Consider the following 14,444-nt stretch of genomic DNA (forward strand, 5'->3'; position numbering starts at 1 on the left):
CGCTAGTCCATCTCGTCGCGCCAGACCTCGCCGGTCCACATCGTGGACAGGGTGAGGATCCTGGCGCGTTCGTCGTTTGTGCGGATCCGCTCGCGCCACTGGCGGCGCACCCACCGGTCGTGGCTGGTGATGATCACGGTGCCCGCAAAGTCCAGCAGGGCGTGCTCGAGCTCTTCCGCCAGGGCGAGCGAGAGGTGGTTGGTGGGCTCGTCCAACAGCAGCAGGTCCGGGGGAGTGGAAAGGATCACGCCGAGGGAAACCCTGCGGCGTTGGCCCAGCGAGAGGTCCTCCAGCTTCGTGGCGGCCTGCGCCTCGGTCATCAGCCCCATCTCCACGAGGTCCGGGGAGTCGCCACCCGTGCGGATGGCAAATGCCTCGGCCGCGGTGACCGTCAGGTCGCGCCACGAGTCGTCCTGCTCAAGGCGGCCCACGCTGTACTCCTCCGGGATGAGGCACTCGCCGGAATACTCGGTGAGCGTGCCGTCCAGGATCTTCAGCAGCGTCGACTTGCCCGACCCGTTCGGCCCCTCCACCAGGAGTTGCTGGCCGGGCTGCAGCTTCAGGTCCAGCGGGGCGAGGCGATCCGGCACCGCGAGGCCCCGGGTCACCACGGCAGGCACGCCTATCGACGTTGCCGTGTGATCCGGCACCCCGCGGAAGGACAGCCGCGCCGGCGGGGCCGGGATCGCTTCGCGCTGCAGCGCCTCCAGGCGAAGACGCGCGGAGCGGCGTCGGTTGCCCACCGTCTTCGCTGCCTTATCGGCGTAGAACTTCGCCGCCGCGCGCGTCTCGGTCTTGTTCTCGTGGGAGTGGAAGACGTCGTCCTCGCCCTGCTCGGCGGCCTTCTCCAGGCGCGTGCGCTCGTGCTCCTGGGCGGCGTAGTCGGTCTCCCAGCGTCGCCGGCGGTCCTCGCGGGCCTTCAGGTAGTCCGAAAACGCGCCGGAAAAGCGGGCGCCCTGGCGGGTCTCCTCGCCGAACCCGCCTTCCGCGCCAAGGCCGGGATCCAGGTCGACGATCCCGTCACAGGCGCGGTCGAGGAAGTAGCGGCTGTGGGAGGCCACGAGCACGGGGCCCTTAAACGCCTCGAGCTCGCCGATGAGGAAGTCCACGGCCTCGTCGTCGAGGTGGTTTGTTGGCTCGTCGAGCACCATGGCCTCGACCGGGCGCAACAGGAGGGCGGCGAGCGCGAAGCGGCGCCGCTGCCCGCCGCTCATCTCGCCCAGCGGGGTGGAAAGGGGAACGTTGGCCAGGCCGAGGCCGGCGAGCACGGTGGCGATGCGCGCATCCAACTCCCACACGCCGGACTGCTCGGCGCGCGCGAGTGCGCGGTCGAAGTCGGCGGCGAGTGCGGCGGACGCGGCGTCGTCCTGCTCCGTGGCCATGGCCTCCCCCAGGCGGGTGATGTCGGCTTCGACGTCGCGGAGTTCGGCCACGGCGGCGTCGATAAGCTTGCTTGCAGGCTCGGTGAACGGCAGGGACGTTTCTTGGGCGATGAAGCCGGTGGTTGGCGGGGTGATGAGCTGGCCGGTATCGGCGGTGAGCTCGCCGGAGATGACGCCGAGCAGGGTGGATTTGCCGGCGCCGTTCTCGCCGATCAGGCCCGTGACGGAGCCGGAGGGGACGGCGAAGGAGATGTCGGTGAGTACTCGCTTGCCGCCGGGGTAGGTAAATGAGATGCCATCGAGGCCGATGTGCAGCGGTGCGACCATGGGAAACTCCTTGAAAACTCTGGGGTGAGCGCTACGCGTCGTCGGACCCGTAGGTCACGGCCTCCGTGACGTCCTGCACCACGCGGTAGGCGGCGTCCTCGCCCGAGTAGACCAGGCGGGTGGTGGACGCGACCTGCCCGGACGTGGGCAGCGGGTGCTTCAAGTCCAGCGTAATACTGCCCTTTGATGTCGTGGACGTGCTCTCCACGTCAAGCGTCTGCCCGTCCAGGTCCCCGGCGACAGAATTGTCAATCTGCAGCGACTGCTGGGTCGGGCGTTCCTCCACGTGGATGTCAAGGTCGACCGCATCGCCCCTCGAGCCGGGTTACCGTATAGGTTGCGGTGCGCAGCATGTTCGAGGTCCCGGTGACGCGGTTGCGCACGGTCCACGAGCCGCCCACGCCGACCGGTTCGTCAGGCAGCACCACGTTCATCGACGCCACGGCCAGCAGCGACTGCTCCACCGCTTGGCGCCCCCGCTCCTGGGACTCGTTCGGTGCCATGAGCTTCAGCGTAGAGATGGCGCCGGTCGACTGCGCCCGCCAGCGCATGAGGAACCCCTCCGCGGACGCGACCTCCTGGCTCAGCGGCAGGTCGGAGTGCTTGCCTTTGCCCACGGTGCACTCCACCGCGGCGTCCGCCGGGGACTCGTCCTCGCCCGGCTCCGGGGCGCTGCCCGCCGTGACGGCGAGCGGGAGCGTGGTGGTGGAGACGTCGACGCTGCTCACGTCCGGCAGGCCGGGGTCCTCGTGCGCTTGGTCCGCGGGCAGCACGTCCTGGCTGATGCCGGAGGACACCGCGACGGTGGTGTCCCATGCGTCGGTCTCGTCGGTGTTCTCGCCGTCTTCGCCACCCAGCCGGTAGGAGAGCTGCTGCGGGGACTCGCCCGCGGCAACGACCTCCACGGCCGGGGTGTCCATGGCAAACGCCGGAATCCCCTTGAGCGGGTCCTCGTCCGCGGTGCCGCAAGCAGTCAGCGGGAGCAGCGTTGCGCTGAGCACCAGGCAGGCGGCGGCGAAACGGGGTCGGTGAGCTGGGCGAGCAGGACGCGCCGAGCGCGCTCGGGGAGGCAGAAACATCACACTTTGAAACTACCGCACCGCGACGACCCGGAAGCAACCACGGCTGCGTGCCCAGACCGGGCGACAGTGCGCCCGCGCGGAGCCGGACCCGCTACAGTTGACAGGCGATGCAACACAACAACAGTCACACCAATACGCAGGACCCGGCGTCCGCGCCTCGCGGCCCGCGCCGGGGGAGGTACCTGCCGCTCGTCGCCGCCGTCATGCTGGTCATCGCGGTGGCGGATCAGGCCATCAAACAGCTGATGGTCTCGTGGCTCGAGCCGGGGGATCAGGTCCCGCTGATTGGTGACTGGTTCCGGTTCTACCTGCTGTTCAACCCGGGCGCGGCCTTCTCCATGGGCCAGAACTCGACCTGGCTGTTCACCACGATCCAGCTCGCCTTCGTCGTCGGTGCGCTGCTCTACGCCCCGCGCTTGACCTCGCGTTTCGAGGCCATCGGTCTGGCCATGATCGCGGGCGGCGCCCTGGGCAACCTCATTGACCGCCTGTTCCGTGACCCCGGCTTCTGGTTCGGCCACGTCGTGGACTACATCTCCGTGGGCTCGTTCGCGGTCTTCAACCTCGCGGACGCCTGCATCACCGTCGGCACCGCCCTGTTCGCGTTGGCGGTGTTGACCTCTGACCACAAGGAGGCGCCGCATGCCGGGTGACTTCCGCAGCCTCCCCGTCCCCGAAGGCCTGGCCGGCATGCGCGTTGACGCCGCGCTGGCCAAACTCTTCGGCATCTCCCGCAGCGTTGCCGCCGAGATGATCGCGCAGGAGCAGGTGCTTATCGACGCCACACCGCCCCAAAAATCCGACCGCGTCATCCCAGGCGCCCTCATCGAGGCCACCCTCCCGGAACCCAAGCGAGCGCCGGAACCGGTGGCGGAGCACGTCGAGGGCCTGGAGATCCTCTACCACGACGCCGACGTCATCGCGGTGGACAAGCCAGTCGGCGTTGCCGCGCACCCGACCCTGGGGTGGGACGGCCCCACCGTCCTCGGCGGCCTGCAGGCCATGGGCTTCACGCTGCCGGACGCGGGTCCCCCGGAGCGCAAGGGCATCGTGCAGCGCCTGGATGTTGGCACCTCCGGGGTGATGGTGGTCGCCGCGAGCGTCCAGGGCTACTCGGTGCTCAAGCGTGCCTTCAAGGAACGTACGGTGGACAAGACCTACCACGCCGTCGTCCAGGGCTTGCCAGACCCCATCGTGGGCACCGTCGACGCGCCCATTGGCCGGCACCCGTCGTCGGGCTGGAAGTTCGCCGTGACTGACGACGGCCGACCGAGCGTGACGCACTACTCCGTCATCGAGGCCTTCCGCCGTGCAAGTCTGCTCGAGGTGCACCTGGAGACGGGGCGCACCCACCAAATCCGCGTGCACATGTCCGCGCTGGGCCACCCGTGCGTGGGCGACCCCATGTACGGCTCTGACCCTAACCTGTCCAAGCGCCTCGGGCTGATCCGCCAATGGCTGCACGCCAAATCGCTCGGGTTCACGCACCCGCGCACCGGTGAGTACATGACGGTCGAGTCCTCGTACCCAGCCGACCTCCAACACGCGCTGGATGTGCTGAGGGCGGGCTAGCATGCGCCATCCGCTTGCCGCGGCAGCCGCCGTGTTCGGGGCGTGTGCGCTGCTCATCGTCGCGTTGTACGCCGTCGGGATGTCTCACGCGCCCGCCACACCGACGCTGCAAGGGGACGCGCTCGGCCCCGATTCGGGAGAGTCAGCGGAGGAGTACTCGCAACGCGCCGCGGCGACGCTTGACTCCGCGCGGAGGAAGAGCGCGCCGGGCGACTCCCACCTCGCCCTGGTCGCGTTCGACGCGCCGCAGTCCTGCGACGCGGCGGCAGCTGCGTACCGAGACGTGCCGCGCGTCAACGCGATCGTGCCGGAGGGCCTGCCGCCGAAGGACACCCCGGAGCCAGTCGGGGAGACGAGCGCAGGAAGGGGCGAGGTGTGCGAGCGCGAGGCGCGCCGGGCCGTTCAGCGCGAGTCAGGCGCTGGGCCGGACTGGGCGCAGGCTTCTGTGCTCCTCGCTGGCGCGGTGGTGACCGCGGACGTTGCAACGCTGTCGCGCCTCGCGGAATCGTCGCACGTGCGCTCAGTCGAGGTATTGCCCGCCGACGCGGTGTGGGGCGCAATCGCTGTGCGGAACCCGGGTGTGTATTCAGCGGGTTCGTAGGCAGAATCCAGGCTCGTCGTTCGGGTCCCAAGCGGGGGAATGCGCTGACCCGAAGTGGTCCGGGCCCGTGTATAGTTCAACGAAGTTGCACGCCTAAGCGCCCGGACTCTTCAGTTGGCTTTGCCGAAGACGCCGTTGGCGCGCCCGTTTGTGAGGAGAAGTTTTGGTTTCCGAATCCGGAATTGCCACCCCGCACGCCACCACCAACCGCCGCCGGTCGCTGAAGCTGCGCTCCGTCGCGGTGATCACCACCGTGTCGCTGTTTGCATCTGCCTGCGGCTTCGGTGGAGGAGACAACAGCAAGGACGCGGACGGCTTGCAGCCGGGCGACTACACCGTGGCGTCGGCGGAAGACGTCTCCGACAGCGTTGTGGTCAACGGCAGCATTGCTCCGGTTCGGGCAATGAACATCACCACGTCGGTGCAGTCCGAGGTGCAAAAGATCGCCGTCCAGCCCGGTGACCGCGTGCAAAAGGACCAGTTCTTGGTCTCTATGGACACCGAGCAGCTGGACCGGCAGCTTGCCGCGCAGGAGCGCCAGCAGGCGAACGCTCAGGCCGACGCCACCCAGGCGCTGCAGCAGGCAGAATCCCAGCTCAACGCCCACGACCAGTCCATTAACGACGGCACGAACCAGGCCATCCGCCAGGCACAGGCTCAGGTGGATCAGGCGCAGGCTGCATACAACGCGGCGCTCGCCGCAAACGGCGGTCGTTCCGCAACCCGAGTGGCCGACGTATTTTCCCAGATGGCGGGCAACCTCTCCTCGCACCTGCCGGGTAGCTCGAGCGGCGGCGCCCCGGAGGCTCCGGCACCCGCTGCACCGGCAGCACCCGCAGCCCCCGTTGCGCCAGCTGCACCTGGCGCGGGCGCGGTGGCCGTACCGGGCGCTGCCGGCGCAGACGGCGCGGCAGGCGCCGGTGCGGTCTCCCCGGAGGACCTCGCCAGCATGGCAGGCGCCCAGGGCGCGGGTGCTACAGGCGCGGCTGGGGCCGACGCCGCGGCGAGTGCGCCGATGAGCGTCGATGAAGCGTACGCAGCGCTGCAGGATGCCCAGGCGGCGCTCGCGGCCGCGCAGACCCAGGCGCAGCAGGAGCGGGAGCAGCTGCAGGGGCAGGTGGACAGTGCGCGTCGACAGGCGGAAAGCGCCGGCATCTCTGAGAGCGACGGCACGCTGGAGTACCAGCTGCAGGAGGCGACGCTGTACTCGCCGCTCGCCGGCATCGTGACCGCGGTGGACGTGCAGGAAGGCGACATCCCGCAGGGCAAGCTGCTCAGCTTGGCAGATGATTCCAGCCTGATCATCAAGTCCGAAGTTCGCGAGGCCGACGTGCCGAACATCGCGCAAGGCAACCGCGTCGAGTTCACGTCGACTGCAACCGGTGACAAGAAATTCAAGGGGCGCGTAAAGCGCATCGCCCCGGCCGCTGATCCGAGCGCGTCGGGCAGCATGAGCAGCGGCATGGCAGGTGGCATGGCCGGAGGCGTGAACGCGGCCGGCGGAGCCAACGACCAGTCCAGAAGCGTGACCTTCCCCGTGGAGATCGAGGTCACCGGCGACAAGAGGGGACTCCTGCTCGGCGGCACGGTGCGCGCGGAGATCATCACCGAAGAGTCCCCGGACGCCCTCAACGTGCCTGTCGACGCCGTGTACGGCGACGATAATGACAAGAAGGTCCTGGTGCTCGCCACCGATGGCGACGACGCGAAGTCCGGCAAGGTTGAAGAGCGCAGCGTGAAGACGGGCGCCACCAACGACGTGGACATCGCCATTACCGGGGGCGACCTCAAGCCCGGCGACATCGTCATCAACTGGCCAGACGAGTACTCCGACAAAATCGGCGAGACCGTGGACATCTCCGATCCGAAGTTCGACCCGCAGCAGGTACGCGATGCCAAAGACGGCGCCAAGGACAGCGCGAATGACAGTGCGAATGACAAGGACGGGACAAAGTCCTCTGAAGCGCCGAAGTCTGAGCAGAAGGACGCCGCCGAGGGCGGCGAGGAAAAGTAGGGGAGCGCGCCGTTGAAGAAGTTCTCCCGAAAAGGAAAACACGCCCGCAGAGACGACGACAACGCACTCGACACTGCGCAAGCAGCGCCCGGCCAACCGGCCGGGGCCGGAGAGGACGACGACCCGTTTTTCTTCGGCGCGGAGGAGGCCACCGGCGAACAGCCGGCCGTTTCCACCACGAAGGAGCCGCCGAAAGCGCAGCCCAGGGAACAGCGGGGCGGGAGCTCGGTGATCGTTGGTGGGGAACGTGGGGGCGTCGATAAGCGTCCTGCTCCTGCGAACCCGATGGCAAACTCGGGCCTACTCATTGACATGCGCGGGGTGGTGAAGACGTACAACGAGGGTGAGCCGAGCGAGCTGACCGTGCTGCACGGCATTGACTTTCACGCAAAACCGAGCGAGTTCGTGTCCATCGTTGGTCCATCCGGCTGCGGTAAGTCGACGCTGATGAACCTGATTGGCATGCTGGACCGGCCGTCCAAGGGCGCGTACGCGTTCAACGGCGAGCCGGTCTACGCCAAGGAGGACAAGGAGCTCGCGTCGTACCGCAGCAAGAACATCGGCTTCATCTTCCAAAACTTCAACCTCATCGGCCGCATCGACGCGCTGCAAAACGTGGCCATGCCCATGATGTATGCGGGCGTGGAACGGAAGGAGCGCGAGGAGCGCGCCGCGGAGCTGCTGGAGATGATGGGGATGGGTGACCGCATTCACCACAACCCGAACGAGCTGTCCGGTGGCCAGAAGCAGCGCGTGGCTATTGCACGCAGCCTGGCCAACGACCCGGATCTCCTGCTTGCCGACGAGCCAACCGGCGCACTCGATTCAAAGACCGGCCGCATGGTGATGGACCTGTTCCACAAGCTGCACAAGGACCTGGGCAAGTCAGTGGTGTTTATTACGCACAACCCGGAGCTCGCGGAAGAAACGGAGCGCGTCGTGGAAATGATGGATGGGCGCGTTGCCAACGTGCGCACGCCCGCCGGGCTGGGAATGTAAGGAAGGAGACGACACACCGTGAATATCCAAGAATCGCTCCGGCTGGCCGTCTCCAGCCTGAACAAGAACAAACTGCGCTCGCTGCTGACGCTGCTGGGCATCATCATCGGCATCATGGCCGTGGTGATCATTATGACCCTCGGTCGCGGCCTGGAGAACCAGGTCATGTCCGGATTGCAGGGCGTGGGCACGACGACGCACCCGGTCGTGGTGCACGAGCGCCCCGACGAAGAGGAACAGTCCGACGACCCGTTTGCGGCCATGTCGCAGGCGCAGCCGACGGACGAGCGAGACTCGCTGACGCTGCAGGACCTGCAGGATATGCGCGACGCGTTCGGCGACCGCATCACCGGCATCGACGTCGACCTCTCCGGCATGGGCGAGATTGAAAACGGCGACAAGGACCCAGTGAGCACCACGATCAACCCGGCGCTCATGGACTCCATTGACATGCGCGGCGGCGAAGTCGAGTTCGGCCGCGGCATCTCCGATAAGGACATGCAGGGCCAGCGTCCGGTGGCCGTGGTGAGCCCAGAGCTTGTCGACGCCATGTTTGACGGTGACCCCGCCTCCGCCTTGGGCGAACGCATCGATCTGGTGCAAGAAGGCCAACCGGCTGTCTTCACCATCATCGGCGTGCTCGGCGGCAAGACGGATGGCGCCGGCGGCGGCGGAGCGTTCGGCGGGATGCAGTCCTACGCCGAGGCGTACATTCCCGTCACCGCGGCCGACCGAATCGGTCTGAACGGGGATTGGTTCACGTCCATCTCGGTGCGCAGCTCCGGCGAGGAGGAGGCGGCCACGTTCCAGAAGGATCTGCAGGACTACCTGGACCGCCAGTACCGCGGCAATGAAACCTACGAGGCCGAGGTCATCGACCTGTCCTCGTCGCTGCAGGAACTGACCAGCGTGTTCCGCATCATGTCCTCGGTGCTTTCCGCAATCGGCGGCATCTCCCTGCTGGTCGGCGGCATCGGCGTGATGAACATCATGCTGATTACGGTCACGGAGCGCACCCGCGAGATCGGCGTGCGCAAGGCGCTCGGCGCGACCCACGGCGACATCCGCACGCAGTTCATCGTCGAGGCGATGCTGGTCTGCTTGGTCGGCGGCGTCATCGGCGTCATCCTCGGCGGGGCAATCGGCATGATCGCCACCGCGGCGTTCGACGCATTCGTGTGGCCCCCGGTCGGTGCAGTGTTGCTTTCGCTGTTGTTCTCACTTGCCACCGGCGTGTTCTTCGGCGCCTACCCGGCGTCGAAGGCGGCAAAGATGCAGCCTATTGAGGCGCTCCGCTACGAGTAAGCGCCGCCGTCGCGGCGAATCACACCCCCGTAATCACGGGGGTTTTGCCGTTTCTTGAGTCGGGTTAAGATGACCCGCATGGCCAAAAACTCCTCCTTCGTCCACCTCCACAACCACACCGAGTTTTCCATGCTGGACGGCATGGCCAAGGTGGACCTGCTGGCCGATGAAGTGGTGCGCCAGGGCATGCCTGCTGTGGGCATGACGGACCACGGCAACATGTTCGGCTCCAACGCCTTCTACCGGCGCATGGTCGACGCTGGCGTGAAGCCGATCATCGGCATCGAGGCCTACATGGCCCCGGCCTCTCGCTTTAACAAGAAGCGCCAGCTGTGGGGGACCCCGGATCAGAAGCGCGACGACGTCTCCGCGTCCGGCGCCTACCTCCACCAGACCATGCTGGCGGAAAATGCCACGGGACTGCACAACCTGTTCAAGCTGTCGTCCCTCGCCTCCTACGAAGGACAGCTGGGCAAGTGGCCCCGCATGGACGCCGAGCTCATCGCCGAGCACGCGGACGGCATTATCGCCACCACTGGCTGTCCGTCCGGCGACGTGCAGACGCGCCTGCGCTTGGGCCAATACGACGAGGCCTTGGAGGCTGCCGCGATGTGGCAGGACATCTACGGGCGGGACAACTTCTTCCTTGAGCTTATGGACCACGGGCTCCACATCGAGCGCCGTGTCCGCGATGACCTGCTGCGCATCGGCAAAGCACTGGACCTGCCTCCGCTGGTGACCAACGACTGCCACTACGTCCTGGAATCCCAGGCGCCCGCGCACGAGGCGATGCTGTGCGTGCAGACCGGTAAGACGATGATGGACCCGGATCGCTTCAAGTTCGACGGCACGGGCTACTACATCAAGTCCGCGGAGCAGATGCGCGAGATTTGGGACTCCACCGTGCCGGACGGCTGCGACAACACGCTGTGGATTGCCGAGCGCGTCGGCGATTACGGCGAGCTCTGGGAGGACCACCCGCACGATCGCATGCCAATCGCGGACGTGCCGGAGGGCGAGACGCCGACGAGCTGGCTGCGCAAGGAGGTTCAGCGCGGGCTCGAGGCGCGTTTCGACGGCAGCGAGGTCCCAGAGGAGTACCTCAAGCGCGCGGAATACGAGATCGACGTCATCGACATGAAGGGCTACCCGTCCTACTTCCTCATCGTCGCGGAGCTGATTAAGCACGCGCGTGAGGTGGGCATCCGCGTCGGGCCGGGCCGTGGCTCGGCGGCTGGTGCACTTGTGGCCTACGCGCTGACCATCACCAACATTGACCCGATGGAACACGGCCTGCTCTTCGAGCGATTCCTCAACCCGGAGCGTCCGTCCGCGCCCGATATTGATATTGACTTTGACGACCGCCGCCGCGGCGAGATGATCACCTACGCCGCCGAGCGCTGGGGTGAGGACAAGATTGCCCAGGTGATCACGTTCGGCACCGTGAAGACGAAGCAGGCGATCAAGGACTCGGCGAAGGTGAACTTCGGCCAGCCCGGCTTCCAGATGGCTGACCGCATCAACGCGGCCCTGCCCCCAGCGATCATGGCGAAAGACATCCCGCTCGTCGGCATCACGGATCCGGAGCACGCCCGCTACACCGAGGCAGCCGAGGTGCGCTCACTGATCGAGACGGACCCGGATGTGGCCAAGATCTACGAGACGGCCCGTGGCCTCGAGGGCGTCGTGCGCCAGGCCGGCGTGCACGCCTGCGCGGTGATCATGGCGTCCGTGCCGCTCATGGACCACATCCCGATGTGGAAGCGCCCGGCGGACGGCGCGATCATCACCGGCTGGGACTACCCGGCCTGCGAGGCCATCGGCCTGCTGAAGATGGACTTCCTGGGCCTGCGCAACCTTACGGTGCTTGGCGACGCCCTGGAGAACGTAAAGAAGAACCGCGGCGAAACGCTCGACCTGGAAACGCTGGATACAGACGACACAGCTGTCTACGAGCTGCTCTCCCGCGGCGAGACCCTCGGCGTGTTCCAGCTGGACTCCGGCGGCATGCAGGAGCTGCTCAAACGCATGAAGCCGACCGGCTTTAAGGACATCGTGGCGTCGTTGGCGCTCTACCGCCCGGGTCCGATGGGTGTGAACGCGCACTGGGACTACGCGGACCGCAAGAACGGGCGTAAACCCATCACTCCGATCCACCCGGAGCTGGACGAGCCGCTGCGCGAAATTCTTGACGAGACCTATGGCCTCATCGTGTACCAGGAGCAGATCATGCGTATCTCTCAAAAGGTGGCAAATTACACGGCCGGTGAGGCAGACGGCTTCCGTAAAGCGATGGGTAAGAAGAAACCCGAGGTGCTCGCCCAACAGTACGACAAGTTCTGGGGCGGCATGCAGGAGAACGGGTACTCCAAGGCAGCGATGGACGCGCTGTGGGGCACGATCGAGCCGTTCGCGTCCTACGCGTTTAACAAGTCGCACGCCGCTGGCTACGCGCTGGTGTCGTACTGGACGGCCTATATGAAGGCGAATTACACCGCTGAGTACATGGCGGCGCTGCTGACGTCGGTTGGCGACAAGAAAGACAAGTCCGCGATCTACCTGTCGGACTGCCGTCACCTTGGCATTTCGGTGTTGCAGCCGGATATTAATGAGTCGGAAGAGAACTTCATGGCTGTCGGCGAGGACATCCGCTACGGCCTCGCCGCGGTGCGCAACGTCGGCGCCGAGGTGGTGGAGTCGATCAAGGAAACCCGCCGCACGAAGGGCCACTTCACGAGCTTCTCCGACTACCTGGACAAGATCGATCTGTTGGCCTGCAACAAGCGAATCACGGAATCGCTGATCAAATCCGGCGCGTTCGACTCGCTCGGGCACCCTCGCAAGGGGCTCATGCTCGTGCAGGAGGACATGGTCGATTCCGTGCTGACCACGAAGAAGGCGGCGGACAAGGGTCAGTTCGACCTATTCGCCGGCTTCGGCGGAGACGACGGGCAGGAGAGTGGCTCGGCCGTGTTCACCATGGACATTCCGGACGACGAGTGGGACAAGAAGCACAAGCTCGCGCTGGAACGCGAGATGCTCGGCCTGTACGTCTCTGGCCACCCACTCGACGGGTTCGAGGAGGCGATTGCCGCGCAGACCGACACCGAGCTGACCACGGTCTTGTCGGGCGAGTTGCGCCACGGCACGGAGGTCACTCTCGGCGGCCTGATCTCTAGCGTGGACCGCCGCTTCTCCAAGAAGGACGGTTCCCCGTGGGCGATTGTGACCATTGAGGATCATCACGGCGCCCAGGTCGACGTTCTCCTGTTCAACAAGGTGTACTCCCTCGTTGCGCCCCAAATCGTCGAGGACAACATCATCCTTGTCAAGGCCCGCGTGACCATTCGCGACGAGCGCATGAGCCTCTTCGGCGACGACGTCAAGGTCCCCGAGCTTGGGCCCGGCCACGGCGCCGGCCTGCCGCTGCGTCTGACGCTGCGCACGGACCAGTGCACGGTGGAGAATATCGCGCGACTCAAAGACGTGCTGCTGAACAACCCTGGCGATTCCGACGTGTTTCTCAACCTAGTGAACGGGGACCACAGCCAGATGATGGTCCTGGGCGATCACCTGCGCGTGGAGCGCTCAGCAAACCTCATGGGGGACCTCAAGGCTACGATGGGAATGGGAATTTTGGGGTAGCTGTGCTCCGCCGGCCGGGACCGGTTGGTCCGGTGTAGATGGAGCTAGCTCCGTTTGGCGGTGGCGGGGTGGTGAATTGCCTGGTCGGGCGACGTTGTCGGTTGCAGATGGAGCTAGCGCTGTTTGGTGGTGGCAGGGTGGTGAATTGCCTGGTCGCGCGACGTTGTCGGCTGTAGATGGAGCTAGCTCCGTTTGGTGGTGGCGGGGTGGTGAATTGCCTGGTCGCGCGGCGCAGTTGGTTGTAGATGGAGCTAGCTCCGTTTGGTGGTGGCGGGGTGGTAAATCGCCTGGTCGCGCGGAGCAGCCAGCTGCAAATGGAGCTAGCTCCGTTTGGCACCGACCCACCGCGCTCAGAACCACCACGCCGGTAACCACCACGCCGACAACCGCAGCGCCCCCCGAAAACGCGCGGCCGTCCAGCGTCTAGGACTTGATACCCGCCTGGGCGAGCATTGCCTTAAGCTGCTCCTGCATCCGTGGGTTCGACGCCACGACCAGGGAAAGCGCCTGGATCAGGCCGGCAAGCATCGTGATGGCGAAGTTGATGTAGGTAAAGATCTCCTTGCCGCGCTCATCAAGAATGCCCTTGTTGATCCACTCCGAGCTCGGACCCGTTGCGCGGAACGGGGTGGGGGTTGCGGTCACAGCCGGTGCAGTCACCGTCACCGTCACCGGCGTAGGACCGTCCTGGGAGGACGACGGAGTGGCGGTTCCGGTTGCTGACGCAGAGGGGCTCGGTGCCGCGGTTGCAGACGGGCTGGGCGTGGCAGTTGTGCGGGCCGGAGCCGCACTGGTGGTCGCGGAAGCTTCGGTCGTGCTTGAGTCAGTGCTCTTCGCAGAAACGGGGCTCAGACCTGCTACGGCGAGTGCAACGACGGTGGCAGCAGCAACGGGGTAGGTCGCCTTCACTTTGTGTCCTTCCAGTGGGAGTAGAGAGAAAAAAATCGGCGGGGCCTTCGAGTGAAAGCCCCGCCGAAGTGCCGCGTCTTAGAATACCTTCGGAATGTTCAGGTGCGGGATGCCGAGGTGGAACTGCGCGTTGACCATGTCGATGATCTTGTTTGCGCCGGTCGGGTCGGAAGCAACGATCAGGGTGGTGGTCAGGACTGCAGCCAGGGTGCCGGACACGAAGCCGACGATGTGGCCGTTGGAGGAGCCGGAAGACTTCGAGCCACCGTTGTTCGGCTGCGGAGCCGGCTTGTTCGGGGTGGTCGGCTGAGTGGTCTCAGTGCCCTCGGTGCCTGCGGGAGCCTCGGCGGTCGGCTCGGAGGTCTCGGTAGCCGCGGTGTCCTCGGTGGTGGGCTTCTCGGTCGGGGTAGTGGTAACCGTAGCGGTCTGGGTGGTGGTTGCGTCCTCAGCCAGTGCCGGTCCTGCAGTGATGGCCAGTGCGGTTGCAGCTGCGACGGCAGCGGTGGAAATACGCTTCATTAGTTTCTAGCTCCTCGTGAGAGTTTTGGTCCTGCGCCGAAATCGGGCTGAAAGATTACAGCTCGGTTACAGCGATGTCGTTAGAGAAA

12 protein-coding genes are annotated in these 14,444 nt (G+C 66.0%); 7 read left to right on the forward strand and 5 right to left on the reverse strand.

Annotated elements, in window-relative coordinates; genetic code table 11:
• Positions 1-2: 2 nt before the first annotated feature.
• The 3 genes from CKJ85_RS07475 to CKJ85_RS07485 are packed head-to-tail and all read right to left on the reverse strand — an operon-like array spanning position 3 to position 2,710.
• Positions 3-1,709, reverse strand: a complete 1,707-nt coding sequence (locus tag CKJ85_RS07475; protein ID WP_095553925.1) for an ABC-F family ATP-binding cassette domain-containing protein — start codon at positions 1,707-1,709, stop codon at positions 3-5.
• A 31-nt stretch (positions 1,710-1,740) separates the two neighbouring features.
• Positions 1,741-1,995 carry a hypothetical protein gene (locus tag CKJ85_RS07480; RefSeq protein WP_095553926.1) on the reverse strand — a complete coding sequence of 85 codons (255 nt, stop codon included), beginning with the start codon at positions 1,993-1,995 and terminating at the stop codon, positions 1,741-1,743.
• 7 nt (positions 1,996-2,002) lie between these two features.
• A complete protein-coding gene (locus tag CKJ85_RS07485) occupies positions 2,003-2,710 on the reverse strand; it encodes a hypothetical protein (protein WP_095553927.1) in 708 nt (235 codons plus the stop codon).
• Between the two features lie 188 nt (positions 2,711-2,898).
• Here CKJ85_RS07485 and lspA point away from each other — a divergent pair, with 188 nt between their 5' ends.
• From lspA to dnaE, 7 genes are all read left to right on the forward strand, one after another.
• Positions 2,899-3,444, forward strand: a complete 546-nt coding sequence (lspA, locus tag CKJ85_RS07490; RefSeq protein WP_095534868.1) for a signal peptidase II — start codon at positions 2,899-2,901, stop codon at positions 3,442-3,444.
• Positions 3,434-4,363: an RluA family pseudouridine synthase gene (locus tag CKJ85_RS07495; RefSeq protein WP_095534867.1), complete on the forward strand. Its 930-nt coding sequence runs from the start codon at positions 3,434-3,436 to the stop codon at positions 4,361-4,363. The genes lspA and CKJ85_RS07495 overlap by 11 nt, the downstream gene beginning before the upstream one ends.
• Before the next feature lies 1 nt (position 4,364).
• Positions 4,365-4,964, forward strand: coding sequence for a hypothetical protein (locus tag CKJ85_RS07500; protein ID WP_095553928.1), 600 nt, complete (start codon positions 4,365-4,367; stop codon positions 4,962-4,964).
• A gap of 163 nt (positions 4,965-5,127) precedes the next feature.
• The gene (locus tag CKJ85_RS07505; RefSeq protein WP_095553929.1) at positions 5,128-6,978 is read left to right on the forward strand and encodes an efflux RND transporter periplasmic adaptor subunit; all 1,851 of its coding nucleotides are present in this window, start codon (positions 5,128-5,130) and stop codon (positions 6,976-6,978) included.
• 285 nt (positions 6,979-7,263) lie between these two features.
• A complete protein-coding gene (locus CKJ85_RS07510; RefSeq protein ID WP_095534973.1) occupies positions 7,264-7,977 on the forward strand; it encodes an ABC transporter ATP-binding protein in 714 nt (237 codons plus the stop codon).
• Between the two features lie 18 nt (positions 7,978-7,995).
• On the forward strand, positions 7,996-9,282 hold the full coding sequence (locus CKJ85_RS07515) for an ABC transporter permease (RefSeq protein WP_095553930.1): 1,287 nt from the start codon (positions 7,996-7,998) through the stop codon (positions 9,280-9,282).
• A 78-nt stretch (positions 9,283-9,360) separates the two neighbouring features.
• The gene (gene dnaE, locus CKJ85_RS07520; protein WP_095546393.1) at positions 9,361-12,927 is read left to right on the forward strand and encodes a DNA polymerase III subunit alpha; all 3,567 of its coding nucleotides are present in this window, start codon (positions 9,361-9,363) and stop codon (positions 12,925-12,927) included.
• A gap of 423 nt (positions 12,928-13,350) precedes the next feature.
• On the opposite strand, the gene CKJ85_RS11880 is transcribed toward dnaE, so the two are convergent.
• Positions 13,351-13,836 carry a hypothetical protein gene (locus CKJ85_RS11880; RefSeq protein WP_143340178.1) on the reverse strand — a complete coding sequence of 162 codons (486 nt, stop codon included), beginning with the start codon at positions 13,834-13,836 and terminating at the stop codon, positions 13,351-13,353.
• 78 nt (positions 13,837-13,914) lie between these two features.
• Complete coding sequence (locus CKJ85_RS07530) at positions 13,915-14,355, reverse strand: hypothetical protein (protein WP_095553931.1); 441 nt, start codon at positions 14,353-14,355, stop codon at positions 13,915-13,917.
• Positions 14,356-14,444: the final 89 nt, after the last annotated feature.

Source organism: Corynebacterium sp. NML 150383 (genome assembly GCF_002285085.1).
Lineage (GTDB): Bacteria > Actinomycetota > Actinomycetes > Mycobacteriales > Mycobacteriaceae > Corynebacterium > Corynebacterium gottingense.